Genomic DNA, 24,968 nt, shown 5'->3' with positions numbered 1-24,968 from the left:
AGTGAAGGAGGGGCGATGGGACACGTGACCGTGCTCGCGCTGCGCGCGGTGATCGCGGTGCTGCTGGCGGGCTCCCTGGCGGTGCAGACGGTGATGGTGCCGCTGCTGGCGAGCGACCTGGACGGGCTGGACGAGCGGTACGCCTTTCTGCGGACCCCGCTCCTGGTGATCGTGGTCCTCACCGTGCTGGCCGCCCAGACCGTGCTGATCTGCGTCTGGCGGCTGGTGACCATGGCGCGGCGCGGCACCGTCTTCTCCCACGCGGCCTTCCGCTACGTCCACATCGTCATCGGCGCGTTCGTCGCCGCGGCCCTGCTGGTCTTCGCGCTCGGCGCGCTGCTCGCGCCGGGGGAGGCCGTCGCGCCCGGCGTCGTGCTCCTGGTGGGCGGGGTCGGCCTGGCGATCGTGGGCATCGCGCTCGTCGTCCTCGTCCTGCGGATGCTGCTGGCCCAGGCCGTGGCCCGGGAGCTGGAGGCATCGCGGATGCGGGCCGAACTGGCCGAGGTGATCTGATGCCGATCGCCGTCGACATCGACGTGATGCTCGCCCGGCGCAAGATGTCCGTGGGCGAACTCGCCGAACGCGTCGGCATCACCCCGGCGAACCTGGCCGTCCTGAAGAACGGCCGCGCGAAGGCGGTCCGCTTCACCACCCTCGCCGCACTGTGCGAGGTGCTCGACTGCCAGCCGGGCGACCTGCTGCGCTACGAACCCGACCACGCGTCGGCGGAACCGGCGGCGAACCCGGCGTAGCGCTCCGGTTCCGCCGGTGCCGGGGCCTGCGGGGCGGTGGCGCGTGGGACCTGCTGGCCGCGCCCGGCCGGTCGCGTGCGGCTTTGATTCGCGGCCCTCTGTGGTTCCGCCGGTGCCGGGGCCTGCGGGGCGGTGGCGCGTGGGACCCGCTGGCCGCGCCCGGCCGGTCGCGTGCGGCTTTGATTCGCGGCCCTCTGTGGTTCCGCCGGTGCCGGGGCCTGCGGGGCGGTGGCGCGCGGGACCCGCTGGCCGCGCCCGGCCGGTCGCGTGTGATCCCGGCTCGCGGCCCTCTTCCGCTTGCGCGGGGCAGGCGGGGGAGCCGATCGGGATCACCCGGCACCCGGTCCTCGGAGCCCCCACCGGTCCAGCGACAGCAGCCGGCCCCTGTCGAGCACCCCCGACTCCCGCGGCCGGACGCCCGGGCACTCCGGCGGATGCCCGCGCGGCGCCACGCCCCGCCTCAGCGCCCGCGCGCACGGTCCTCCACCGTCACCGCCCCGCTCAGTCGGCCGGGGGCAGCTCGCCCGAGCCGCGGGTGATCAGCCGGGTCGGCAGCTCGATGCGCTCCGGGGCGATCAGGGTGCCGTCCAACTGGCGGAAGAGCCGCTCGGCGGCGGTCCGGCCGAGGGCGGCGGCGTCCTGCGCGACGACCGTGACGCCGGGCTGCAGCAGATCGGCCAGCTCGATGTCGTCGAAGCCGACGAGGGCGACCGGACGGGCGTGCCCGGCCAGCACCCGGATCACCGTGACCGTCACCCGGTTGTTCCCGGTGAAGATCGCGGTGACCGGCTCCGGGCCGGTGAGCATCTCCTCCGCCGCCCGGCGCACCCGCTCGGGGTCCGTGACGCCGAGCGACATCCACGCGTCCGCCACCGGTATCCCCGCGTCCTCCATGGCGGTGCGGTAGCCGCGCAGCCGCTCGGCCGCCGTGTGGATGCGCGGCATGTCGCCGATGAAGCCGATCCTGCGGTGCCCGTGCGCGATCAGGTGGCGCACGCCGTCGCGGGCGCCGCCGAAGTTGTCCGACACCACCACGTCCGCGTCGATGTGCCCGGCCGGACGGTCCACGAACACGGTGGCGACACCCGCCTTGATCTCCGGCTCCAGGTAGCGGTGGTCGTCGCCGGCCGGGATCACCACCAGGCCGTCCACCCGGCGGGCGCACAGCGCCAGGACCAGCTCCTGTTCACGGTCGGCGTCCTCCGCGCTCGACCCGTTGATCAGCAGCGCGCCGTGCGCGCGGGCCACCTCCTCCACCGCCCGGCTCAGCGGGCCGTAGAACGGGTCCGCGAGATCCTCCAGGACCAGACCGATGCTGGCGGTGCGCCCTTTGCGCAGCACCCGGGCGCTGTCGTTGCGGCGGAAGCCGAGCGCCTCGATCGCCTCCTGCACCCGGCGCTCGGTCTCCGGCGTCACGCCCGGCTCGCCGTTCACCACGCGGGAGACCGTCTTGAGGCCGACCCCGGCACGGGCGGCCACGTCCTTCATCGTCGGACGGTTGCCGTATCGGGTCCCTGGGAAGCGGTCGGTGCGGCGGGTCGTCTCCGGCACGATGCGGTGTCCTGTCCTGTCGGCCACGGGGATGCGTGAGTCCATGGGCTTGTATGAGGATGTGGCGTCGAGCATAGAGCCTGGACAACGTTGTCAGGCTCGGGGGACACTGTCCGACGCACACTCCGGCCCGCGCCTCGCCGTTCGACCGGGCCGCCGCCCGTGCCCCATGTGTTGCCTCCTGGTCGCGCATGGCCGTTCCCAGCGTGTTTTCTGATGGTTTCCGATGGTTGACGGGGAGATCCGACTCTGATGCACACCGACCTCGTGGCTGCGCTCGACATCGGCGGCACCAAGATCGCCGGCGCGCTGGTGGACCGTGAGGGCCGGATCCTGGCCCGCGCGCAGCGGCCGACCCCAGCGCAGGAGGCCGGGGACACCGTCATGGCAGCCGTCGAGGCGGTGATCGGCGACCTCACCGCGTCCCCGCTCTGGGAGCGCGCGGACGCGGTCGGCATCGGCAGCGCGGGCCCCGTCGACACCTCCGCCGGCACGGTGAGCCCGGTCAACGTGCCCGGCTGGCGCGACTACCCGCTCGTCGCCAAGGTGCGGGACGCGGCCGGCGGACTGCCCGTCGAGCTGATCGGCGACGGGGTCGCCGTCACCGCAGCCGAACACTGGCAGGGCGCCGCCCGCGGCCACGACAACGCGCTGTGCATGGTCGTCTCCACCGGCGTCGGCGGCGGCCTGGTGCTCGGCGGGCGGCTGCACCCCGGACCCACCGGCAACGCCGGTCACATCGGCCACATCAGCGTGGACCTCGACGGCGACCCGTGCCCGTGCGGCGCGCGCGGGTGCGTGGAGCGGATCGCGAGCGGCCCCAACATCGCCCGGCGCGCCCTGGAGAACGGCTGGCGACCCGGTCCGGACGGTGACACCTCCGCCGCCGCGGTGGCCGCCGCCGCCCGTGCCGGCGACCCGGTCGCCGTGGCCTCCTTCGAGCGGGCGGCCCGCGCCCTCGCCGCGGGTATCGCGGCCACCGCGACGCTCGTCGAGATCGACATCGCGGTGATCGGCGGTGGCGTGGGCAAGGCCGGCGAGGTGCTGTTCGCGCCGCTGCGCAGGGCGCTCACCGAGTACGCCACGTTGTCCTTCGTGCGGCGTCTCGCGGTGGCCCCGGCGCAGACGGGCATCGACGCCGGCCTGGTGGGGGCGGCCGCGGCGGCGCTGTTCAGCCGCACGGACCCGGCGGTCGCGGGGGTGTGAGGGACCCGGCCGGCGACTCGTCCGGACCGGGGCGTGACCAGACGGCCGGTTCCGCAGTTGAGCCGGGCATGAAGAAGCGCAGCATGCTCGCCATCGCCTCCCTCGCCACCGGTTTCGTCGTCGCGGCCGTCACCCCGTCGCACGCGCTCGCCGACACCGCCCTCGGCGCGCTCGACGTCGAGGACACGCTCAGCACCCTCGACCGCACGGTCGCGGAGAACAACACGCTGGAGCTGGACGTCGACCGGGACGGCAAGGCCTGACGGGCCCACCGAAGCGCCGACGGCGGCGCCGGCACCCCTCCACGACGGGTGCCGGCGCCGCCGTCGCGTGTTCTCAACGCGATCTGGTTTCCGTGGCAGGGTGGAGCGGGCAAGCCTCAGGGGGCCAACAGAAGAGGGGGAACCGTGATCGTCTGGATCAACGGGGCGTACGGTGCGGGGAAGACCTCCACCGCGCGCGAACTGATCGAGCTGATCCCGAACAGCACGCTCTTCGACCCCGAGGTCATCGGCGGAGCGCTGGACCGACTGCTCCCGCCCAAGCACCTCGCCGGGGTCGGCGACTTCCAGGACCTCCCGATCTGGCGACGCCTCGTGATCGACACCGCGGCCGCGATGCTCGCCGAGCTCGGCGGGACCCTGGTGGTCCCCATGACCCTGCTGCGCCAGGAGTACCGTGACGAGATCTTCGGCGGCCTCGCCGCCCGCCGCATACCGGTCCGGCATGTCCTGCTCGCCCCGGCCGAAACGATCCTGCGGGAGCGGATAGCCGGCCGGGAGGTCCCGGAGGACCTCCCCGACGGGGAGATACGCGTCCGGCAGTGGTCGTACGACCGCATCGAGCCGTTCAAGGCGGCGCTCGCCGCCTGGCTGACCGCCGACGCCTACCCGATCGACAGCGGCTGCCTCACCCCGCGCGACACCGCCCGCCGCATCGCCGAGGCGGTCGGCAGCGGAGAGGTGCCCGCCTGCGACATCGTGCAGACGCCCGAGCCCACGGCGGAGACCGTCGCGGCGGGCGTGCTGCTCTTCGACGAGCAGGACCGCGTGCTGCTCGTCGACCCGACCTACAAGGCCGGCTGGGAGTTCCCCGGCGGGGTCGTCGAACGCGGGGAGGCTCCGGCGCGGGCCGGCATGCGGGAGGTCGCCGAGGAGACCGGCATCCGTCTCGACGACGTGCCGGCCCTCCTGGTCGTCGACTGGGAGCCGCCCGCGCCCCCGGCCTTCGGCGGACTGCGGCTGCTGTTCGACGGCGGCCGCCTCGACTCCGCGGACGCCGGACGGATGCTGCTGCCCGGCCCGGAACTGCGCGCCTGGCGCTTCGCCTCCGAGGCCGAGGCGGCACATCTGCTGCCTCCGGTCCGCTACGAGCGCCTGCGCCGGGCGCTGCGGGCACGCGAGCGCGGGCGGGCGATGTATCTGGAGGGCGGAGTGCCGGTGGGGTGAGGGGACTCACGGCCTCGGGGCCGTCGTCCGCCCGCTGTGCACGGCCTGCGGCTCGCGTGCCGCGCGGCTCGCCCGGACGCGGGCGGCTTCAGCGGCCGGCGGCCCGACGAGCCGCGTCCGCCCTCGCCCGTAGCCTGCCGACCGCGTCCGTCGGAACCGGGTCGCCAGGGCCGAAGCGGGCCACCTTCGTGTCCAGGCCGGCCGAGCGGACGCAGGACGCCGGGAATTGACGCTCGTTCAGGTGGGGACGCCCGGGATCACCGTGCCGTGCGTCGGGGACGCGGCACCGGGTCGCCGGTCAACGTGGTGCCGTGGCCGGGGAGACGGAGCGCGAGGCTGCCGTGGGTGTGGCCCGGGACGTGCGGTACCTGGCCTTGGACGCCTACGTCCAGGATGCCGCCGTCGGGCGACTCCGTGACCGGCGAGGAGTGTTCGTGGCCGTCCGGGAGCAGCAGGGGTGACATGGGGAGCGTCCAGGCGGTGGGACAGCACCTCCGCGCCGGTGGGCGGACCTCGTCGGACGGCCTCCGGACGCGTGCCCGCGGACGTCACCGCCCCGGCGGTCGGTGCGCCCGGGCCCGCCGGACCGGCGGCGATCGGCGTCAGGTCGTCCGGCACGTCGCGTCAGACGTACCCCTGGCCGACCGGGAAGCGCGGCATCCCGAGGCAGGGGGGAGGGGCAGGGCCCCGTCCGGGGACGGAGGCCCTGCGTCGGCGGAGGGCGCCGGTCAGCCGGTGCCGGACGCGTAGTTGCGCAGGAACAGCGCCTCGGCGACCGACAGCCGCTCCAGCTCGTCCGGCGACACGCTCTCGTTCACCGCGTGGATCTGCGCCTCCGGCTCGCTCAGCCCGATCAGCAGGATCTCCGCCTTCGGGTAGAGGGCGGCGAGCGTGTTGCACAGCGGGATCGAGCCGCCCTGACCGGCGTACTGCATCTGCTGGCCGGGGTACGCGACCGCCATCGCGTCCGCCATGGCCTGGTAGGCCGGGCTGGCCGGGTCGGCGCGGAACGCCTGCCCCTGGCCGATCCGCTCGGTGGTCACCCGCGCGCCCCACGGCGTGTGCGACTCCACGTGCGCGCGCAGCAGTTCGGTCGCCTCCGCCGCGTCCACGCCCGGCGGCACCCGCAGACTGACCAGCGCCCGCGCGCTGGCCTGCACGGACGGCGTGGCGCCCACCACCGGCGGGCAGTCGATGCCGAGCACGGTGACCGCGGGGCGGGCCCAGATGCGGTCGGCGACCGTGCCGGAGCCGATCAGCTCCACCCCGTCCAGCACCTTGGCGTCCTTGCGGAACTGCTCCTCCTCGTACTGGATGCCCTGCCAGGCGCTGTCGCCGGTCAGCCCGTCCACGGTCGTGCTGCCGTCCTCGGCGCGCAGCGAGTCCAGCACCCGCACCAGCGCGGCCAGCGCGTCGGGCGCGGCCCCGCCGAACTGACCGGAGTGCAGGTTGCCCGCGAGGGTGTCGATCCGCACCCGCACCAGCGTCATGCCGCGCAGCGTGGTGGTGACGGTCGGCAGACCGGCGCGGAAGTTGCCGGCGTCGCCGATGACGACGGTGTCCGCGGTGAGCAGGTCCGGGTGCTCCTCGGCGTACCGCTCGAGACCGCCGGTGCCCTGCTCCTCCGAGCCCTCCACGATGACCTTGACGTGCACCGGCACGCCGCCGTTCGCCTTCAGGGCGCGCAGCGCCAGCAGGTGCATGATGACCCCGCCCTTGCAGTCGGCGGCGCCGCGCCCGTACCAGCGGCCGTCGCGCTCGGTCAGCTCGAACGGCGGGGTGGCCCAGCCGGCCTCGTCCAGCGGCGGCTGCACGTCGTAGTGCGCGTACAGCAGCACGGTCTTCGCGCCCTCCGGGCCGGGCAGGAAGCCGTAGACCGACTGGGTGCCGTCCGGGGTGTCGAGCAGGGCGACGTCCTGGAAGCCCTCGGCGGTGAGCGCGTCGGCGATCCAGCGGGCGGCGCCCTCGCTCTCCTCGCGCGGGAACTGGTCGAAGTCCGCCACCGACTTGAAGGCCACCAGCTCGGTGAGCTCCTCCTTCGCCCTGGGCATCAGTGAGGCGACGGTCACGGCGACCGGATTCGACGACATGGGCACGCTCCTTGTGGGTGCGACGTTGTGCGAGTGCGTACTTCGCGGTACGCGATGATCGTGTGGTGTGCGTGAGTGACCCATGTAAGGGACACTCACGTCGCCGATCCTCCCACAGCGGACCGTGACGACCGCCGCCGTAGGATGCGGGAGGACAGCAGCGGCAGGCGGCGTGATCGGAGCAGCGGACCATCGTGAGCAGCGAGAACTCTTCGGCGGACGACGTGCGGCGGGTGTGGGACGTCGTCGTGGTGGGCGCGGGACCCGCGGGGGCGTCGGCGGCCTACGCGGCGGCGGTCGCGGGGCGGCGCGTGCTGCTGCTGGAGAAGGCGGAGCTGCCCCGCTACAAAACCTGCGGCGGCGGCATCATCGGCCCGTCGCGCGACGCGCTGCCGCCCGGTTTCGAGCTGCCGCTCAAGGACCGGGTGCACGCCGTGACGTTCTCCAGCAACGGCCGCTTCGCCCGCACCCGCCGCTCCCGGCAGATGCTCTTCGGGCTCGTCAACCGGCCCGAGTTCGACCAGCAGCTCGTCGAGCACGCGCAGAAGGCCGGCGCCGAACTGCGCACCGGCGTCGCCGTGCAGCGCGTGGAGCAGCACGGCTCGGCCGTGCCGGACCGGCGCACGGTCGCCGTCGTCCTCCAGGGGGGCGAGACGGTCCTCGCGCGGGCCGTGGTCGGCGCCGACGGCAGCGCCGGCCGGATAGGGGCGCACGTCGGGGTCAAGCTGGACCAGGTCGACCTGGGCCTGGAGGCGGAGATCCCGGTGCCGGAGACGGTCGCCGAGGACTGGAAGGGCCGGGTGCTCATCGACTGGGGCCCCCTGCCCGGCAGTTACGGCTGGGTCTTCCCCAAGGGCGACACCCTGACCGTGGGCGTCATCTCGCGGCGTGGTGAAGGCGCCGCCACCAAGCGCTACTTGGAGGACTTCATCGCCCGGCTCGGCCTCGCGGGCTTCGAACCGGCGATCTCCTCCGGGCACCTCACGCGCTGCCGGGCCGACGACTCGCCGTTGTCCCGCGGCCGGGTGCTGGTCTGCGGGGACGCGGCCGGGATGCTGGAGCCGTGGACCCGCGAGGGCATCTCCTTCGCGCTGCGCTCCGGCCGGCTGGCGGGGGAGTGGGCGGTGCGCATCGCCGAGGCGCACGACGCCGTGGACGCGCGCCGGCAGGCCCTCAACTACGCGTTCGCCGTGAAGGCCGGGCTCGGCGTGGAGATGAGCGTCGGCAAGCGGATGCTGGCGGCGTTCGAGCAGCGGCCGGGCGTCTTCCACGCGGTCCTGACCGGCTTCCGCCCGGCCTGGAAGGCGTTCAAGGACATCACGCAGGGCTCGACGACGCTCGGCGAACTGGTCCGCCGCCACCCGATGGCCCACCGCGCCCTGCTGGCGCGGGACCGGCGTTCCGCGGGCGACGGCGGGGTCAGCTCCGGACAGTGATCCGGAAGACCGGGTGGTCGGGGGCCGCCGCCAGGATCTCCTCGTCGGAGGACCTGGCGGTGACCCCCTTGAAGTACTGGTTGACCTCCCAGCCCCACTTCTCCAGGTAGGTGCGCAGCACCGGCGCCTTCTCCTCGTCGGGGACCTCCACCGCCGTGAACGTGCGCACCTTGCGGCCCACGCGCAGTTCACCACCGCCGGCGACCCGCATGTTGCGCACCCACTGGGAGTGTCCGCGCGCCGAGACCAGGTACTGCTGCTCCGCGTGGCTGTGCGGGTTGACCGGGACGCGCTGCATCTGCCCGCTCCTGCGGCCGCGGACGGACAGCTCCGCGGTGCCGGCGAGGCTGACGCCGTGCCGGGCGAGCCAGCCGACGATCCGGTTGAACCGGGCGGCGACGGGACCGGCGGTGAAGTAGTACGGCGTGGACGACGGCATCGGGACCTCCGGGGAAACAGGGGTGAGAGCGCCGCTCTGTTTTGTGAGCACTGATCTCGTTCGGTTTCAGTGTGCCCGGCTCCGTGCGCCGTTGCAAGAGCAGTGCTCTCGTTTGTGTGCGCCGCTCTGTCCTCGTGGAACACTGACGGCATGACGAGCACCGCACACGGCGCCCGCGCGCGGGCCAGGACCGAGATCACCGCCGCCATCAAGGAGGAGGCACGCCGGCGCCTCGCCGAGCAGGGCGCCGCCGAGCTGTCCCTGCGGGCCGTGGCCAGAACCCTCGGCATGGCGTCCTCCGCGGTCTACCGCTACTTCCCCAGCCGTGACGACCTGCTGACCGCGCTCATCGTCGACGCCTACGACTCTCTGGGCGAGGCGGCCGAAACGGCCGCCGGGGCCCGTGCGGGCGCCGCCCCGGGGGAGCGCTGGACCGCCGTGTGCGAGGCCGTCCGCGGCTGGGCGCTGGCGCATCCGCACGAGTACGCGCTGATCTACGGCTCGCCCGTGCCCGGCTACGCCGCGCCGGCCACCACCGTCCCGGCCGCCTCCCGCGTCGGCTTCGCCCTCATCGGCGTCGTCCGCGACGCCCACCGGGCCGGGGAGCTCGACGTCACGGCCCTCCCGGCGGACCTGGAGGCGGAGGCCGCGCGCATGGTGTCGGACTTCGTCCCCGACCTGCCTCCCGCGGCGGCGCCGGCCTGCGTGGCCGCCTGGGCGCAGTTGCTCGGTCTGATCGGCTTCGAGGTGTTCGGCCAGTTCACCGGGGTCGTGGAGGAGCGGGACGCGTTCTTCCGCCACACGGTCGGCGGTCTCGCCCGCACGGTGGGACTGCGGCCCGCCGAGACGCCTTAGGCCGCCCCCGGCGCCCGAGCGGGGCGTACTTCTCCGGGCGTACGAGTGATCCGCCGCCCGGCGGGTGCGGCGTCCAGCGCGGCGGGCAGGGACGAACAGCGTGGGCCCGGCGCCGGCCCGCCGGAGCGGTGGTGCTCCGGGCAGGGCGTTGAGGGTGTGCCAGGACCTCGGTGCTCTGTGGCGCCGGCCGGACGCTGCTGTTCGTGTCGGGCGCGCTGCCGCTGTGGTGATGGCGGCATCCGGTCGCCGTGCTGTGCGGCACGGTGGCGCCCCCCTGGTGCGTCTCGGGGCCGGATGTCCGTACGGCCCGTGTCCCTGGCCGTCGCCGTTTCGCCGCCGTCGCCCCGGAGCGGCGGTACGCGGCCCGGGCGGCGACCGGCACGCTGTGGGCCGTGCACTGCTGATCGCCCACGTCCTGTGCCGCAGGCTGCCCCTTCCGGTGACGGCGCGGGTCCCTGGACCGAGGAGGGTGCGGCCCGGCCGACGAGGAGATCGCCCCGGCGCCTGATGGTGAGCCGTTCACCGCCACGGTCCGCGTCGGTCCGCCCCATGGTCGAGCCGGGCGCCCGCGACCGCCCCCGACGGGCCGTCCCGGCCTACGGGTCGGTGCCGGTGCGGCCGGGCCGGGCCGTCCGCCGGAAGCGCACCAGGACGGACGCGGCGCGGACGGCGAACAGCGCCCCCGCGACCACGGCGCCCCCGCGCACCAGCACGGTCTCCGCCGTCCCCGGCAGCGCGAACAGCAGGGCCGGACCCGCCACCGCGCCGAAGACCACGGCCGCCGCGAACGCCGCGCTGCACAGCGCGTACCCGATCTCGACGGTGATCGCGTCCCGCTCGGCCTGGCTGCGGCGGCGGCCCCCGCCCGCCGTACGTCCCCCGTCGTCCCGCATGCCGGAAGTCAAACAGGCGTGCGGCCGGTGGGCAAGCGCCCACGAGCAGGGGCGTCGCGGCCCCTCAGACGACGGCGGACGTCTCCCGCCACAGCGCCGCGAGCGACGCGTCGCCCGTCACCGACGGCAGCGGCAGCCGGTTCCACAGGCCGAGGTACAGCTCGGCGGCGGGCCCGGACACCTCGCACTCGGCGTCCCCGGCCGCGTCCCGCGTGGTCACGGGCGGCCCCGGGGACAGCCGTACGGTCCACACCGCGTCCGTGTCGGTGGCGCGCACCCGCAGCACGCGCGGCTCCGGGGTGCGGACCCGGCTCCTGGGACGGGCGTGGAAGCCGCACAGCAGTTCGTCGACGCCGTCCACCGCGAAGTCCGGGGTGACCGGCGTCGGGTCGCCGCCGCGCGCCGCCTCCGCGTCGTGGCGGTGCACGGCCGTCTCGTGGGCCTGGCGGCGCGCCCAGAAGCCGAGCGCGGATTTTGCGCCGGGCAGGAAGGTGAAGCACTCCACGTCCGGCCTCGCCGAGCGGAGGGTGTCGAGCAGGGCGCGGTGGCAGGCGCGGTACCAGGCGACCAGCTCGGCGCCGTCCAGGTCCGGATGGTCCCCGATCGGACGAAGCGTCGCGCACGCGTCCGTGACGAAGGCCGCCGCCCACCGGTGCACCGCGCCGGTGTGCCGCAGCAGGTCCCGCAGCCGCCAGTCCGGGCAGGCGGGGACGGGGGCGTCCGTCCCCGCCTGTTCCGCGGCCTCGGCCAGCAGCCGGCCCTCGTCCTCCAGGATCCCCAGGTACCGGGCAGTCTCCATGGCCGGGAGTCTGCCTCACGGAGGGCCGGTGCCGTGCGTGTTTTTCCGCCGGGCCCTACGGCAGCGGGGTGCCGCCCGTCGCGTTCACGATCTCGGCGGTGATGTACGACGCCTCCTGCGAGGCGAGGAACACGTACGCCGGGGCCATCTCGGCCGGCTGGGCCGGACGCCCGATCGGGGCCTGCTTGCCGAACTCCGCGGTGTCCGGCAGCGTGGCCGGGATCAGCGGCGTCCACACCGGGCCCGGCGCCACGGCGTTGACCCGGATGCCCCGCTCGATCAGCATCTGCGCCAGCCCCTGGGTGAACGTGACGATGGCGCCCTTGGTGGTCGCGTAGTCCAGCAGATGCGGACTCGGCTTGTACGCCTGCACGGAGGCCGAGTTGATGATGCAGCCGCCCTCCCGCATGTGCGGCACGGCCATCTTGCACAGCCAGAACATGCCGTACAGGTTGGTCCGCACCACCCGGTCGAACTGCTCGGTGGTGATCGCCTCGATGCCGTCCGGCTGGGACATCTGGTACGCGGCGTTGTTCACCAGGATGTCGATGCCGCCGAACTCGGAGACCGCCCGGTCGATCAGCGCCCGGCAGTTCTCCTCCTCCCGGATGTCGCAGGAGACGGCCACGGCACGCCGGCCGGCCTCCTCCACCCACCGCGCGGTCTCGGCCGCCTCGTCCTTCTCGCCGTCCAGGTGGGTGAAGAGCACGTCGGCCCCCTCGCGGGCGAACGCCAGGGCGACCGCGCGGCCGATGCCGGAGTCCCCGCCCGTGATCACGGCCGTACGGCCGGTCAGTCGTCCGCTGCCCCGGTAGGAGTCCTCACCGTGGTCCGGCGGCGGGTCCATGGGGCCGGTCCAGCCCGGGTGCGGCTGGTCCTGGGCGGGGAAGTCGGGGGTGGGGTGCTGGTCGACGGGGTTCTGCTGTTCGCTCACGTTCTCTCCCGGATCCACACGGTGGTCGCTTGCGGCGTCCACCGGGCGGAGGACCGGCGGACGCCGACGACCGGGTACCCCGAGACCGCCCGGCGATCCATGCCGGACGCTCAGTCCGTCCGGACGTTCCGGGTCGCGAAGCCGACGGCGGTGGCCACCGCCGCCAGTACCGCCACGCTGGTGAGGGCGGCCGGGAGGCTGTACCAGTCGGCCATGAAGCCGATCGCGGGCGGACCGAGCAGCATCCCGCCGTAGCCCAGCGTGGAGGCGGTCGCCACCCCGCTCGCGCCCGCCAGCGCACCGGCCCGCTCCACGGCCACGGGGAAGAGGTTGGCGAGACCCAGCCCGGTGACGGCGTACCCCAGCAGCGCGGCCCACAGGGACGGGGCGAGCGCGCCGAGGAGCATGCCGGCCGCCGCGGTGGAGCCGCCCACCAGGATCGTGCGGGTCCGGCCCAGCCGCTCCAGCAGCGCGGTGCCGCTCAGCCGGCCGATCGTCATGGCGAGCGCGAAACACAGGTAGCCGACGGCCGCCGCCCCCGGCGAGGCGTCGAGGTCCTGTTCGAGGTGGAGCGCGCCCCAGTCGGCCAGCGCCCCTTCGCCGTAGGCGGTGCACAGCGCGATGAGCCCGAAGACGACCACCAGGGCCCTGGTGCGCCGGTCCCGCCGGGGCGCGGCGCCCTCGGCGGGCCGTCCCCCGTCCGCCGGGGTCAGCGGCTCGCACCGCAGGAGCGCCCGCCCCGCGACCGCCGTCACCAGCAGCGCGACCACGGCGAGCCCGGTGAGGTGCCGGGCCGGTGACAGGGAACCGGCGACCAGGGCCCCCAGCCCCGCGCCGATCATGCCGCCCAGGCTGAACGCGGCGTGGAAGCTGGGCATGACGGGCCGCCGCAGCGCGGCCACCAGGTCGACGGCGGCGCTGTTGAAGGCGACGTTGATCCCGCCGTAGGCCGCGCCGAACACCAGCAGCACGGCGCCCAGCGCCCCCGCGGAGTGAGTCAGCGGCGGCAGGGCCACGCTGATGCTCAGCAGCACCGCGCAGACCACGGTGACCAGGTGGCTGCCGTACCGGCGGCACAGCCGGCCGGTCAGCGTCATGGTGATCACGGCCCCCGCGGACACGCCGAGCAGCGCGAGTCCGAGGGCGCTCGCGGACGCCCCGGTCTGCTCCTTGACGGCGGGGATGCGCACGACCCAGCCGGCGAAGACGAAACCGTCCAGGGCGAAGAAGGCGGTCAGGGCGAGTCGGAGTCGGACGAGGTCGGTACCCGGCACGGCACTGTGCGAACGGGTTTTGTTTATCTGCGGCACAAAAGCAGGCTAGGCGGCGTCCCCGTGCGGCGGCAAGATGCCGCCGCGTGCGGCGAAGCGAGCCGGCGCAGGGCCGGAGGGGTGGGGGAGTTAACCCGTGTGATCGTCCCGGATGGTGAGGGCGCGCGACATGACTGAGCGTGGATCACGCCGGAGCCCGGGAGATCCGTGCTGACGCGGAGTCAGCTGCCCGGCCTCCAGCGGAAGGACTCTCAGATGCGCTCTGCCCGCATGGTGCTCGCCGCCGCGACGGCCACGGCGGCTCTCGCCATCGTCGCGCCCGCGGCCTACGCCGACCACGGTGACGACGGCGGCCACGACAAGTCGTCCTACAGCAAGGAGCACGACGAGGAAAGCAAGCAGGAGGAGGAGAGCAAGCAGGACGAGGGCGGCAAGTACGAGGAGGAGAGCAAGCAGGACGAGGGCGGCAAGTACGACGAGGAGAGCAAGCAGGACGAGGGCGGCAAGTACGACGAGGAGAGCAAGCACGACGAGGGCGGCAAGTACGGCGAGGAGAGCAAGCACGACAAGCCGCGCGGTGGCGTCCACACGGGCGGCGGCGCCCTGTCCGTGGTGAACGCGGACGACTGGGGCACCGCCAAGGACCCGAAGTACGACCCCGAGACCTACAAGGACAAGGAGGACTCGCAGAGCGAGGACTCCTGGAGCGGCAAGCAGGACAAGGAGGGGAAGCACGAGAAGCCGCGCGGCGGCGTGCACACCGGCGGCGGCGGTCTCGCCTCGGAGCCCGCTGTCACGGCGGGCGGCCTGGCCGCGCTCGCGGTCCTCGGCACCGGCGCCTACGCACTGCGCCGTAAGAAGGTCTCCGGGGACATGGCCTGAGCCGTGCCCGGGGTCATAGCGGCCGGGGCCGTCCCCGGCGCCCCGCGCGTCACGACGGCCCCGTCCGCCCCCTCCCTGACCTCCCCCAAGCACCCCCCGCCGCGCCCGAATGAGGTGGTCCCCCCGATGCCGGCCAGTCCCCCCACTCCCGTAGAACCCGACCAGGCGTCCCCGACGAGGCGCAGGGTGCGCTCCGTCATGACCGCGGTCTTCTGGGGCGGAGCCGGTCTGCTGCTGGCCACCACGCTGATGGGCGGCGGTGAGGACCCGCCCGGCGACGCCCACGGACCGCACGCCATCCGCACGGTCTCCACGGCGCCCTCGGCCGGCGCGTCCGCCGGGCCGGCCGAGGGCGGGTCCGCCGCCACGCCGACGTCGCCCGGTGAGCGGTCCGCCGCCAAGCACCTGCCGCGCTCCGCGCCGACCCGGCTGGTCATCCCCTCCATCGGGGTCGACGCTCCCTTCACCGCGCTCGACCTCGACAGCAAGGGACAGCTCGAACCGCCCCCCGCGGACGACACCAACCTCGTCGGCTGGTACGCCAAGGGCGTCTCCCCGGGCGAACCGGGCACCGCGATCATCGCCGGGCACGTGGACACCAAGACCTCCGCCGCCGTCTTCGCACGGCTCAGCGAACTGGAGGAGGGCGACCGCTTCCGGGTGCAGCGCGCCGACGGCACCAGGGCCACGTTCGTCGTCGACGAGGCGGAGTCCTTCGCCAAGGACGCCTTCCCCGACGAGCGGGTCTACGCCGACACCCCCGACGCGCAGGTCCGGCTCATCACCTGCGCCGGCGCCTACGACCGCGCCGCCAAGGACTACACCGAGAACCTGGTGGTCTTCGCCCGCCTCGTCTGAGGGCGACGCACCCGAGCACGGCCGGCCCCGCACGGCGAACGGCCGCCCGGAAGGGGAGGGACCCTCCGGGCAGCCAGCTCCGTCACGCCACGGAGCACTCCGCGCCGTTCAGCAGGAACGCCGTGGGGTTCGTGTTCGTCCCGGACCGCGTGCCGGTGAAGCCCAGCGAGACCGAAGCCGACGGCGGGATCGTCGCGGTGTACGGGGCCGCCGCGACGCTCACCTCCGCACCGCTCTGCGTCGCCGTCCCGCCCCACGAGTGGGTGATCCGCTGGCCGGCCGGGAAGGTCCAGCGCAGCGTCCACCCGTCGACCACCGTGCTCCCGGTGTTGCGCACGGTGACCTCGCCCTGGAAACCGCCGGGCCACTCGCCCGTCACCCGGTAGGCGACCGCGCAGGAGCCCGTCGCCGGACCGGACGTGGTGGTGACGGTCACCGCCGCGGAGCGCGCCGAGCGGTTGCCGGCCGCGTCCCGGGCGTAGACGGCGAAGGTGTACGAGGTGTCCGGCGTGAGACCGGTGACGGTGGCCGTGGTGCCGGTCGCCGAGGCGACCACGGTCTCCCGGCCGCCGGCGACCCGCACGACGTCGTAACCGGTCACCCCGACCGCGTCGGTGGCGGCGCCCCAGGTGAGGGTCACGGAGGAGGAGCCCACCGCCGAGGCCGCGGGCGCGCCCGGAGCGGTCGGCGCCGTGGTGTCCTCGCCCGGGCCGCCCCGGTAGATCGCCGCCTCCTCGGACGTGGCCGCGATGCCGTCCGGGCCGTCGAAGAGGCGCTGCCCCCAGCCGGTCATCCGGTCCGGGTCGAAGTTCTCGACCATGTCCAGGTACTCGACCCCGCCGCCGTTGCCGCTCCACGACCAGCCCAGGTAGCCGATGCCGAGCTGCCGGGTGACCGACAGGATGGCGTCCTCGTCCGGGTTGCCGTCGGAGTGGTCGTGTCCGAACTCACCCACCACGATGGGGAGTTTCGCGGCGACGAAGCGGCCCAGGTAGTCGCTCACCTCGGCGGCGGTGTCGAAGACGCCGTACATGTGGATGGAGAACACCGTGTTGGCGTCCGGGTCGGCGGCGAGCACCGAGGCGGCGTTGTCGCGCATGGTGAACGCCCAGTCCTGGCCCCAGTTGGGGGCGTCGGCCATCAGCGTGTGGCCGAACCCGGCCGCCCGCAGCTTCTGGATCGCCGCCTTGGTGTCGGCGGTCCAGCGCGTGTAGTCGGTGTTGCCGTGCGGCTCGTTGCCGAGGTTGACGATGACGTGGTCCTCCTGGCCGGCGAGCGCGTCCCGCACCTCGATCCAGTAGTCGGCGGCGCGGGACAGCGTCACCGCTCCGCTCTGCTCGCCGTAACCGGTGGTGTCGTGCACCTCCAGGACACAGATCAGCCGGTTCCGCTTGCACTGCGCGACGACGTTCGCCACGTCGGCGGTGTCGTTGCGGGTCCACCGGTCGCCGCTGGACAGCACCACCCGCACGGTGTTGGCGCCCTTGGCCTTGATGTGGTCCAGCGCGTCGAGCCGGTCGGCGTACCAGGTGTGGGCGTGGTTGACGCCGCGCATCACGAAGTCGTTGCCGGACGCCTCGAGAAGCCGTCCGTTCTCCACCCGGAACCCGGTGGGCGCCGCGTGGGCCGGGGTGGTCGGGACGAGCAACGTCAGGAGCAGCCCCGCGAACGCCGCGAGGAGCGCGGCGGCCCGGGGGACGGTGCGGTCGGTGGTTCTCATGGCGGCTCCAGGGGAGAGGTGGATGAGGGACGTTTCCGCGTCGGCCGTGAGCCGGAGTCAGGGGGCGGGCGTGGCCGCGCAGTCGGCGGTGGCGGCGGGGGCGGCCGATGCCGCCGTGGTGGTGGCGATGATCCCGAACGCCGTGCTCGCACCGGGGGCCAGAGAGCCGTTCCAGCCCGCGTCGGCGACGGTGGCCGTGCCGTCGGCGGTCGTCGTCAGGGTGCCGTTCCACACCTGGGCGACCCGGGCGCCGTCGGCCGGCCGCAGCGTCACCGTCCAGCCCCGGACGGGCGCGGCGGAGGTGTTCCGTACGGTCACCTCGGCCTGGTAGCCGCCCTGCCAGACGGAGACGGACCGGAACGACGCCGTGCAGGTGAGGGCGGGGCCGTCCGGGTCACCGGGGTCGTCCGGCTCCTGGGGGTCGTCCGGAACGCCGTCCAGCTGTGCGGCGAGGGCGGGGAACCAGCGGGCGGCGATCTTCTCGTCCCCGGCCGCGTCGGGGTGCACGCCGTCGTAGGTGTCGGTGGCCGTGTCGAAGCCCGTCCACTGGTCCACCACGACCACCGGCGAGCGGCCGGTGGTCGCGGCGGCGGCCCAGCCGGGGATACGGGCGTTCAGGTCGATCACCCGCTGCGCGCAGGCGGCGCACGTGGCGGGGTTCATCGGGATCAGCTGGGCGACCAGGACGCGCATGTCCGGGTTGGACTCCCGCATCTGCGCCAGCAGCGTGGTGTAGGCGGCGAGGATGCGGTCGGGGGCGATGCCGCTCCAGACGTCGTTCGTGCCGAAGTGCATGACAACGATGTCCGGCCGAGTGGCGGCCAGTCGGGCCGGCAGCAGGCCCCGGTCGGCGACCTGGGTGACCAGTTCGCCGCCGTGGCCCTCGTTGTCGCCGTCGTGCGCGACCCCGCAGCCCTGCGGGGGCAGGGTGCCGACGAAGTCGACGCCGGTGTGGCCGGCGTCCTGGAGCCGGTTCCACAGCAGGGCGCGCCAGCACCCCGGTGATCCGGTGATGGAGTCGCCGAGCGGCATGATCCGCACCGGAGCGGCGGCTCGGCTCCCGTCCGACGGGGAGGCGGCCGCCGTGGCCGGAGCGAGCAGGCCGAGCGGGAGGAGCAGGGCGGCCAGCAGACCGAGCAGTGACCGTGTGGAGGAGCGTGGTAAGCGCAGAAGGCGGGTGTCGCGCATGGTGTCCCCTTCCCGAAGCGGAGGTGGGAGCGCTCCCATGCGGGACATGAAGCCACCGTTGTCGATTACGCGTCAAGAGGTGCGGCGCGGATCCGTCGCGTGACCTGCGGGGGAGACGGGGCGTGGGGCCGGGACGCCGTGGGAGTCCCGGCCCGACACCGGCGAGTTCGACCGTCGTTCGACGGCTCAGGCGCTCCGGTCGGGCGCCGCCGTACGGCGGCGGGGCAGCGCCCCGCGGATCAGCGGCCAGGCGAGCAGGAGCACCACGACCGCGTAGACGGTCACGGAGAACGGCGTGTTCACCAGGCCGGTGACGCTGCCGTCGCTGATCTGCAGGGCTCGGCGCAGCTGCTGCTCGGCGGCCGGGCCGAGGATGACGCCGATGACGGCGGGCAGCACCGGCAGTCCGTAGCGCCGCATGCCGAATCCGATCAGGCCGATGACCAGCAGCAGCACCAGGTCGGCCACCTCGCCGCCGACCGCGTACGCGCCCACCGCCGCGAAGAACATGATGCCGGCGTACAGGTACGGCCGCGGGACCCGCAGCAGCTTCGCCCACAGCGGCGCGAGCGGCAGGTTGAGGGCCAGCAGCAGCACCATGCCGACGAAGAGCGAGGCGATCAGGCCCCACACCAGATCGGGTTCACGCTCGAAGAGCAGCGGGCCCGGCTGGATGCCGTACTGCTGGAAGGCCGCCAGCATCACCGCCGCCACCGCCGTGGTCGGCAGGCCCAGCGTCAGCATCGACACCAGCGTGCCCGCCGCCGAGGCGGACGCCGCCGACTCCGGTCCCGCCACGCCCTCGATGGCGCCCTTGCCCCACTCGTCCTTGTGCTTCGACAGCCGTTTCTCCGTCACGTACGACAGGAACGTCGGGATCTCCGCACCGCCCGCCGGGATCGCGCCGAACGGGAAGCCGATGAACGGGCCGCGCGCCCAGGACTTCCAGGTGCGCCGCAGATCCGCGCGGCCCAGCCACGGCCGGCCCACCGGGATCGGGTCCGGCGGCCGGCGCCGCAGATGGGCGGCCACCCACAGCGCCTCGCCGATCGCGAACAGGCCCACCGCGACGATCACCACGTCCACGCCGTCGGCGAGGTGCAGCGAACCGAAGGTCAGCCGTTGCTGCCCGGTCATCCGGTCCAGGCCCACCAGGCCGATCGTCAGGCCGATCAGCAGCGAGGCCAGGCCCCGGATGCGCGACGAGCCGAGGACCGACGTCACGGCGATGAACGCCAGCACCATGATGGCGAAGTAGTCCGGTGCGCCGATGTCCACCGCCAGGTCGGCGACCGTCGGCGCGAGCGCGACCAGCAGCAGCGTGCCCACCATGCCGCCCGCGAAGTGGCCGACGGCGGCGGCCGCGAGGGCCTGGGCGCCCCGCCCCGACTTCGCCATCGGGTTGCCCTCCATCGCGGCGACCACGGCGGCGCTCTCCCCGGGCGTGTTCAGCAGGATCGAGGTCGTCGAACCGCCGAACATCGCGCCGTAGTAGATGCCGGCGAACATGATGAACGCGCCGGTCGGGTCGAGCCCGTACGTCACCGGCAGCAGCAGGGCCACCGCCATCGCCGGGCCGATGCCCGGCAGCACGCCGATCGCCGTGCCGAGCAGCACGCCCACCGCGGCCCACAGCAGGTTGAGCGGGGTGAGGGCCGTGCCGAAGCCGTCCAGCAGGGAGTCGAGGGTGTTCATGTCACAGCACTCCCATCAGCGGACCGCCGGGCAGCGGCACTCCGAGCAGCTTGTCGAACAGGGCGTAAGTGACCAGCGAGAGCACCGCCGCGATCAGCGGGTCGCGGTCCGCCCTGCGGCTGCCGAGCGCGTAGGCGGCGCCCCAGAACAGCAGGGCCCCCGCGGCGGGGAAGCCGAGCGGCTCGATGAGGACGGCGGAGCCGAGGAACACGCCGGAGAGCAGCAGGACCGTGCGCCAGTCGGCCGGTTCGGTCAGGTCGACGTCCTCGCCCGTCTCCGCCTGGCCCCGGCCGCCGCGCAGTACGTCCACGGCGAGGAGGGCGGCGACGAGGAGCAGGGCGGCGCCGACGACGACCGGAACCGTCCGCGGCCCGACCGGGCCGCGCTGGGTGAGGTCGACGTCCATGGTGAGGGCGTCGGTGAGGACGAGCCCGCCGAGGGCGAGGAGCAGGGCGCCGACGCCCAGTTCGGAGTGGTCGCGGAGCCAGGAGCGGGCTGTGGTGGACGGCGTCGGTGCCGGCTCAGGCTTCGGCGTGGGTGCGGGCGTGGGTGTCGGTGTCGTGTCGTCGGTGGTCACAGGCCGAGCTCCTTCAGTACCGACACCACGCGCTCGTCCTCGGCGGCCAGGAACGCGCCGAACTCGTCGCCGGTCAGGAACGCGTCGTCCCAGCCGTTGCGCTTCATGGACTCCTGCCACTCCTCCGAGTCGTGCAGGGCCTCCAACAGCCGGACGAGCTTGCCGCGTTCGGCGTCGGTGAGGCCGGGCGGGGCGACGACGCCCCGCCAGTTGGTGAACTCCACGTCGTAGCCCGACTCCTTGAGCGTGGGTGCGTCGAGGCCCGGCACCCGCTCCGGACCGGTCACCGCGAGCAGGCGCAGCTCGCCCGCCTCGATCTGGTCGCGGTACTCGCCGACCCCGGAGACGCCGAAGGCGACCTTGCGGCCGAGGATCGAGGCGAGCAGTTCGCCTCCGCCGTCGAAGGGGATGTAGTTGACGTCCTTCGGGGCGATCCCGGCGGCCCGCGCCATCAGCATCGGCGCGAGGTGGTCCGGGCCGCCGGGGGACGAACCGCCGCCCACGGGGAGCCGGCCGGGGGCGGCCCTCCAGGCTTCGACCAGATCGCCGATGGTCCGGTACGGGGAGTCCTTCGCGACCACCACCACGTCCTGCTCCTCGGTGAGCCGGGCGAGGGGCGTGGTGTCCGCGAGGGTGCGCGGCGCGTGGTTGGAGCGGACCGCGCCGACCACGCCCAGGCCCATCGACATGGCCAGCTTGCCGTTGCCGCGCTCGTTCACCAGGCGGGTGAGACCGACCGTGCCGCCGGCTCCGGGCAGGTTGAACACCTCGACGGAGCCGGTGAGTCCGGCGTCCTCCGCGTTCTTCGCGGCCGTGCGGGCGGTGATGTCGTAACCGCCGCCGGGCGTGTTGGGAACCATGAGGCGCAGGCCCGGGATGTGCGTGCCGCTCTCGGCGCCGCTGCCGGTCGTGAGCAGCGGTGGGCCCACGAGGACGAGCAGGGCGGCGCCGAGCAGGGCGAGGGGTGTGCGCAGACGCACGAGTGCCACCACCTGTCGGTCGGGTTCTGACGTGTGTTGTCCGGAAGGCGCGTGACCCGGGGAGGAGGAGGGTGACGCGGGCCACATGGTGCCCGGGCGGGGGCGGGCTGTCGCGGTTACGGAAGCAATGGAGGTTGTGGTCGTTGTGTCAGCGGGGCGGGCGTCGTCGTGCAGATCCCCCGCAGGTCTTCCGCACCGCTCTTTGCCCGGTCGGGGGCGGGGGTCATGATGGCGGTATGCGAGACGGGGAGGGAGCGGCCGACACCGTCGGGGTGCTCGTGGTGGACGACGACTTCCGGGTGGCGCGGGTGCACCGGGCGTACGTCGAGCGCGTGGACGCCTTCCGGGTGGTGGGTGTCGCCGGCAGCGGAGAGCAGGCCCTGCGTGCTGTCGAGGAGCTGCGTCCTGATCTCGTCCTGCTCGATCTGTATCTGCCCGACGTGTTCGGGCTCGACGTCATCCCCCGGCTGCGGACCGCCGGGCACGACTGCGACGTCATGGTCGTCAGCGCCGCGCGCGAGGCGGACGCGGTGCGCGGCGCGGTACGGCGCGGCGTCGTCGACTACCTCCTCAAGCCCTTCGACTTCGAGGACCTGCGGGGGCGGCTGGAGCGGTACGCGATGCAGCGGGGACTGCTGCGCGACACGGTGGTGCGCGGGCAGGCGGACGTCGACCGGGTGCTGGCGGGGGCGGCGATGCCCGTCACGTCCGCGCTGCCCAAGGGGATGAGCGCGGAGACCGCCGGGCTGGTCGAACGGGCGTTGAGGGAGGCGGAGGGGAGCCTGTCGGCGAGCGAGTGCGCGAGGCTCACGGGGGTGTCCCGGGTCAGCGCGCGGCGGTATCTGGAGTACTTCCACACGGTGGGCGCGGCCGAGGTGTCGTTGCGCTACGGGGCGACCGGGCGGCCTGAGCGGCGGTACCGGTTCGCGGGGGCGGCCGGGGCGGGGCGTGGAGTCACCTCCGGGGTGAGCGGGCGCGGAGTTGTCTCCCGGGAGGCGGAACCCGGATGAACGAGTTCGGTGTGCGTGCCGGTCACGACCATGGCGGAGGACGCCCGTCGGTCAGTGTGCGAAAACGAACCCGGACGTCCTTCTGAGGGCACTGCCGGGGTGCGGCCGCCTGGGAAGCGGCCGGGAGGCCCGGGACGCGCCGGAGTTCGCCGCGGCGCTGTGCGAGGCGGTGTTCACGGGGCGGGGAGGGCGCGACGCTGCGGGTGGTGGACGCGCACGAGGACGCCGTGGGGGACGTCGGGAGGCCGGTCGCCCCCGGCCCGCCCCCACGCCGGGTGCGCATGAGCCCCGCCGCGCGACCCCCTGGTGCACCCCGCGTCGAAGACACGACCGCCGAGCCGCCCGAGGGCGCCCGAAGCCTCCCCCGGTGTCAACCGCGCCGCGGCCACCGCGGGTAGGACGCCGGGAGCCGGGCCGAGGCGACCGCCAGCGCGGTGGCCGCGGACGCGACCCCCAGCACCGCCCCCGCCGCCACATCTCCCGGATAGTGCACCCCCGTGTGGATGCGGGAATACCCCACCGCCCCCGCCAGCGCCCCCAACGGCACCGACGCGGCGGGCAGCACCGTCCCCACCGCCGTCGCGAAGGCGACCGCCGACGCCGTGTGCCCGGAGGGGAACGACGCCGACGTCGGCATCGGCACATGCCGGTCCACCGTCACCCGCGCCGCCTCCCGGTCCGGGCGGTTGCGCCGGACCAGCCGCTTGCCCAGCAGGTTCGCCGACGCGGACGCCACGGCCACGGCGCCGACCCCGGCGAGCGCCGCCCGGCGCGGGCGGGAGCCGGCCAGGGCCAGCGCGCCGGCGAGGGCGAAGGAGATCTTGGAGTGGTCGGCCGCGTGGGAGAGCCGGCGCAGCGCGCGGTCGAGCGTCGGGGTCGGGGTCGCGGCGACCGCCGCGTACAGCGCGCCGTCCACCGCCCTGAGGTCGCTCAGCACGGCGGAGGCGACCCTGCGCAGTCCATCGGCGGGCGGCACGGGTCCGGTGAGCGGACGGGCGTCGTTCCGGTCGGTGGTGGGCGGCTCGCTCATCTGTCTCTCCCGCGGTGACATCGTCTGGTGGTGTACCCGCACCGTGAGGCGGGATGCACCGGGTGCCCACGGTACGCATGATCCGTGCGGCGGGCCCGCCCGCCCCGCCCGCAGTCGGCCCGGGCCGCCCGGAACGTCCGCAGCGGCAGGGGAGTTGCGCGCCACGGACACCGAAGCGGCCGCCGTGGACCGCGGCGTCGGCGCCGACCGTCGCGACGGTCGCCCCCGGCCCCTCGCGAACACGGGGCGGGTCTCTGCGAGAGGGGTGGCCGCATACCCCCGCCCCGTATGCCGCACAAGGCGCTCGTCGACTTGACTAGGTACCCCCCAGGGGTATGGTGAACTGTATCGACCGGCTCGTGACGGAGTGCGGGCCGCTGTTTCCACGGGAGAGACGGCCATGAAGACCGGACTGAGGATCACCGCGTTCGCCGCCGCACTGACCGCCGCCTTCGGCACCGCCTACGGGGTCGGCCAGACCTTCGACCCGGTCGTCGCGGACCGTCCCCAGACGCACGGGGAGAAGCATCCGCCGGGAGCGAGCGAGCACGGCGGAGCCGCCCACGCGCCCGGCGGGCTGCAGGTCTCCGAGGGCGGCTACACCCTCGACCTGGACACCCCGGCCGTGACGGCCGGCGAGCGGACCGGACTGCGCCTCACCGTGCGGGACGCCGACGGTGCTCCCGTCACCGAGTACCGACGGGAGCACGACAAGGAACTGCACCTCATCGTGGCCTCCCGCGACCTGGTGACCTACCGCCACCTCCACCCCGAGCGCGCCGCCGACGGCACCTGGAGCACCCCCGTCGACCTGCCCCGCGCCGGCGGCTACCGGGTGTTCGCCGACTTCACCCCCGACCGGCCGGGCGCGGAGAACCTCACCCTGGGCGCCGACCTGGCCGCCTCCGGCCCCTACCGCCCCCAGGACCTGCCGCGACCCTCCACCACGGCCCGCGTCGACGGCTACGACGTCGAGCTGACCGGGACACTGCGACCCGGCCGGGCGAGCGAACTGCGCCTGACCGTCTCCCGCGACGGCGAGCCGGTCACCGACCTCCAGCCCTACCTCGGCGCCTACGGTCACCTGGTCGCCCTGCGCGCCGGAGACCTCGCCTACCTGCACGTCCACCCCGAGGGCGAGCCGGGCGACGGCACCACCGAGCCCGGACCGCACGTCTCCTTCACCGCCACGGCGCCCAGCAGCGGCAGCTACCGCCTCTTCCTGGACTTCAAGCACGACGGAGCCATCCGCACCGCCGCCTTCACCGTCGAGGCCGGCGAGGTCCCCTCCGAGGAGCCCCGCCCCGCCACCTCACCCGGACACGCGGAGTCGCCCGGGCACGGCCACTGAGGG

Annotated in this window: 25 protein-coding genes; 11 read left to right on the top strand and 14 right to left on the bottom strand. The window is 74.3% G+C overall.

The window, feature by feature from the left end; translation table 11 throughout:
* Positions 1-15: 15 nt before the first annotated feature.
* On the top strand, positions 16-513 hold the full coding sequence (locus ACWH4W_RS25165; RefSeq protein WP_473079258.1) for a DUF2975 domain-containing protein: 498 nt from the start codon (positions 16-18) through the stop codon (positions 511-513).
* Positions 513-752: a helix-turn-helix domain-containing protein gene (locus ACWH4W_RS25160; protein WP_367508830.1), complete on the top strand. Its 240-nt coding sequence runs from the start codon at positions 513-515 to the stop codon at positions 750-752. Before ACWH4W_RS25165 ends, ACWH4W_RS25160 begins: the two co-directional genes overlap by 1 nt.
* Before the next feature lie 501 nt (positions 753-1,253).
* Here ACWH4W_RS25160 and ACWH4W_RS25155 read toward each other — a convergent pair.
* Positions 1,254-2,348, bottom strand: coding sequence for a LacI family DNA-binding transcriptional regulator (locus ACWH4W_RS25155; RefSeq protein ID WP_473078126.1), 1,095 nt, complete (start codon positions 2,346-2,348; stop codon positions 1,254-1,256).
* 207 nt (positions 2,349-2,555) lie between these two features.
* On the opposite strand from ACWH4W_RS25155, the gene ACWH4W_RS25150 reads away from it, so the two are divergent.
* From ACWH4W_RS25150 to ACWH4W_RS25140, 3 genes are all read left to right on the top strand, one after another.
* Positions 2,556-3,509 carry an ROK family protein gene (locus ACWH4W_RS25150; protein WP_473078125.1) on the top strand — a complete coding sequence of 318 codons (954 nt, stop codon included), beginning with the start codon at positions 2,556-2,558 and terminating at the stop codon, positions 3,507-3,509.
* A gap of 68 nt (positions 3,510-3,577) precedes the next feature.
* Positions 3,578-3,772, top strand: a complete 195-nt coding sequence (locus ACWH4W_RS25145; protein WP_473078124.1) for a hypothetical protein — start codon at positions 3,578-3,580, stop codon at positions 3,770-3,772.
* A gap of 144 nt (positions 3,773-3,916) precedes the next feature.
* Positions 3,917-4,957, top strand: a complete 1,041-nt coding sequence (locus ACWH4W_RS25140) for an NUDIX hydrolase (RefSeq protein ID WP_473078123.1) — start codon at positions 3,917-3,919, stop codon at positions 4,955-4,957.
* 257 nt (positions 4,958-5,214) lie between these two features.
* On the opposite strand, the gene ACWH4W_RS25135 is transcribed toward ACWH4W_RS25140, so the two are convergent.
* Both ACWH4W_RS25135 and ACWH4W_RS25130 read right to left on the bottom strand, forming a co-directional pair.
* Positions 5,215-5,421, bottom strand: a complete 207-nt coding sequence (locus ACWH4W_RS25135; protein ID WP_473078122.1) for an MBL fold metallo-hydrolase — start codon at positions 5,419-5,421, stop codon at positions 5,215-5,217.
* 264 nt (positions 5,422-5,685) lie between these two features.
* A complete protein-coding gene (locus ACWH4W_RS25130; protein WP_473078121.1) occupies positions 5,686-7,047 on the bottom strand; it encodes a dipeptidase in 1,362 nt (453 codons plus the stop codon).
* A 194-nt stretch (positions 7,048-7,241) separates the two neighbouring features.
* Here ACWH4W_RS25130 and ACWH4W_RS25125 point away from each other — a divergent pair, with 194 nt between their 5' ends.
* On the top strand, positions 7,242-8,483 hold the full coding sequence (locus ACWH4W_RS25125; protein WP_473078120.1) for a geranylgeranyl reductase family protein: 1,242 nt from the start codon (positions 7,242-7,244) through the stop codon (positions 8,481-8,483).
* On the opposite strand, the gene ACWH4W_RS25120 is transcribed toward ACWH4W_RS25125, so the two are convergent.
* Complete coding sequence (locus ACWH4W_RS25120) at positions 8,467-8,922, bottom strand: nitroreductase family deazaflavin-dependent oxidoreductase (protein ID WP_473078119.1); 456 nt, start codon at positions 8,920-8,922, stop codon at positions 8,467-8,469. The genes ACWH4W_RS25125 and ACWH4W_RS25120 overlap by 17 nt on opposite strands.
* Before the next feature lie 150 nt (positions 8,923-9,072).
* Between ACWH4W_RS25120 and ACWH4W_RS25115 the strand changes: the two genes are divergently transcribed.
* The gene (locus tag ACWH4W_RS25115; RefSeq protein ID WP_473078118.1) at positions 9,073-9,777 is read left to right on the top strand and encodes a TetR/AcrR family transcriptional regulator; all 705 of its coding nucleotides are present in this window, start codon (positions 9,073-9,075) and stop codon (positions 9,775-9,777) included.
* Between the two features lie 596 nt (positions 9,778-10,373).
* Here the strand turns inward: ACWH4W_RS25115 and ACWH4W_RS25110 are convergent.
* From ACWH4W_RS25110 to ACWH4W_RS25095, 4 genes are all read right to left on the bottom strand, one after another.
* Entirely contained in the window at positions 10,374-10,670 is a 297-nt protein-coding gene (locus tag ACWH4W_RS25110) for a DUF6332 family protein (protein WP_473078117.1), read from the bottom strand.
* Between the two features lie 64 nt (positions 10,671-10,734).
* Positions 10,735-11,469 carry a maleylpyruvate isomerase family mycothiol-dependent enzyme gene (locus ACWH4W_RS25105; protein WP_473078116.1) on the bottom strand — a complete coding sequence of 245 codons (735 nt, stop codon included), beginning with the start codon at positions 11,467-11,469 and terminating at the stop codon, positions 10,735-10,737.
* A 55-nt stretch (positions 11,470-11,524) separates the two neighbouring features.
* Entirely contained in the window at positions 11,525-12,403 is an 879-nt protein-coding gene (locus ACWH4W_RS25100) for an SDR family oxidoreductase (protein WP_473078115.1), read from the bottom strand.
* Positions 12,404-12,513: 110 nt separating this feature from the next.
* Positions 12,514-13,677 carry an MFS transporter gene (locus tag ACWH4W_RS25095; protein WP_473078114.1) on the bottom strand — a complete coding sequence of 388 codons (1,164 nt, stop codon included), beginning with the start codon at positions 13,675-13,677 and terminating at the stop codon, positions 12,514-12,516.
* Positions 13,678-13,929: 252 nt separating this feature from the next.
* On the opposite strand from ACWH4W_RS25095, the gene ACWH4W_RS25090 reads away from it, so the two are divergent.
* Both ACWH4W_RS25090 and ACWH4W_RS25085 read left to right on the top strand, forming a co-directional pair.
* On the top strand, positions 13,930-14,556 hold the full coding sequence (locus tag ACWH4W_RS25090) for a hypothetical protein (protein ID WP_473078113.1): 627 nt from the start codon (positions 13,930-13,932) through the stop codon (positions 14,554-14,556).
* A gap of 198 nt (positions 14,557-14,754) precedes the next feature.
* Positions 14,755-15,414 (top strand): class F sortase, encoded by a 660-nt coding sequence (locus tag ACWH4W_RS25085; protein ID WP_473078112.1) that lies wholly within the window; start codon positions 14,755-14,757, stop codon positions 15,412-15,414.
* An 82-nt stretch (positions 15,415-15,496) separates the two neighbouring features.
* Here ACWH4W_RS25085 and ACWH4W_RS25080 read toward each other — a convergent pair whose 3' ends face one another.
* The 5 genes from ACWH4W_RS25080 to ACWH4W_RS25060 form a co-directional block, all read right to left on the bottom strand.
* Positions 15,497-17,134 (bottom strand): cellulase family glycosylhydrolase, encoded by a 1,638-nt coding sequence (locus tag ACWH4W_RS25080; protein ID WP_473078111.1) that lies wholly within the window; start codon positions 17,132-17,134, stop codon positions 15,497-15,499.
* Between the two features lie 57 nt (positions 17,135-17,191).
* The gene (locus ACWH4W_RS25075; protein ID WP_473078110.1) at positions 17,192-18,322 is read right to left on the bottom strand and encodes a cellulose binding domain-containing protein; all 1,131 of its coding nucleotides are present in this window, start codon (positions 18,320-18,322) and stop codon (positions 17,192-17,194) included.
* Between the two features lie 186 nt (positions 18,323-18,508).
* Positions 18,509-20,017 (bottom strand): tripartite tricarboxylate transporter permease, encoded by a 1,509-nt coding sequence (locus tag ACWH4W_RS25070; RefSeq protein ID WP_473078109.1) that lies wholly within the window; start codon positions 20,015-20,017, stop codon positions 18,509-18,511.
* 1 nt (position 20,018) lies between these two features.
* On the bottom strand, positions 20,019-20,594 hold the full coding sequence (locus tag ACWH4W_RS25065; RefSeq protein WP_473078108.1) for a tripartite tricarboxylate transporter TctB family protein: 576 nt from the start codon (positions 20,592-20,594) through the stop codon (positions 20,019-20,021).
* Entirely contained in the window at positions 20,591-21,574 is a 984-nt protein-coding gene (locus ACWH4W_RS25060; RefSeq protein WP_473079257.1) for a Bug family tripartite tricarboxylate transporter substrate binding protein, read from the bottom strand. Before ACWH4W_RS25060 ends, ACWH4W_RS25065 begins: the two co-directional genes overlap by 4 nt.
* A 236-nt stretch (positions 21,575-21,810) precedes the next feature.
* Between ACWH4W_RS25060 and ACWH4W_RS25055 the strand changes: the two genes are divergently transcribed.
* Positions 21,811-22,584 (top strand): response regulator, encoded by a 774-nt coding sequence (locus ACWH4W_RS25055; RefSeq protein ID WP_473078107.1) that lies wholly within the window; start codon positions 21,811-21,813, stop codon positions 22,582-22,584.
* A gap of 370 nt (positions 22,585-22,954) precedes the next feature.
* Here the strand turns inward: ACWH4W_RS25055 and ACWH4W_RS25050 are convergent, their stop codons facing one another.
* Positions 22,955-23,614: a phosphatase PAP2 family protein gene (locus tag ACWH4W_RS25050; protein WP_473078106.1), complete on the bottom strand. Its 660-nt coding sequence runs from the start codon at positions 23,612-23,614 to the stop codon at positions 22,955-22,957.
* A 400-nt stretch (positions 23,615-24,014) separates the two neighbouring features.
* Between ACWH4W_RS25050 and ACWH4W_RS25045 the strand changes: the two genes are divergently transcribed.
* Positions 24,015-24,965, top strand: a complete 951-nt coding sequence (locus ACWH4W_RS25045) for a hypothetical protein (RefSeq protein ID WP_473078105.1) — start codon at positions 24,015-24,017, stop codon at positions 24,963-24,965.
* Positions 24,966-24,968: the final 3 nt, after the last annotated feature.

The sequence above is a fragment of the Streptomyces sp. DSM 120436 genome (assembly GCF_055778765.1).
This window is presented reverse-complemented; position numbering and strand designations above follow the sequence as displayed.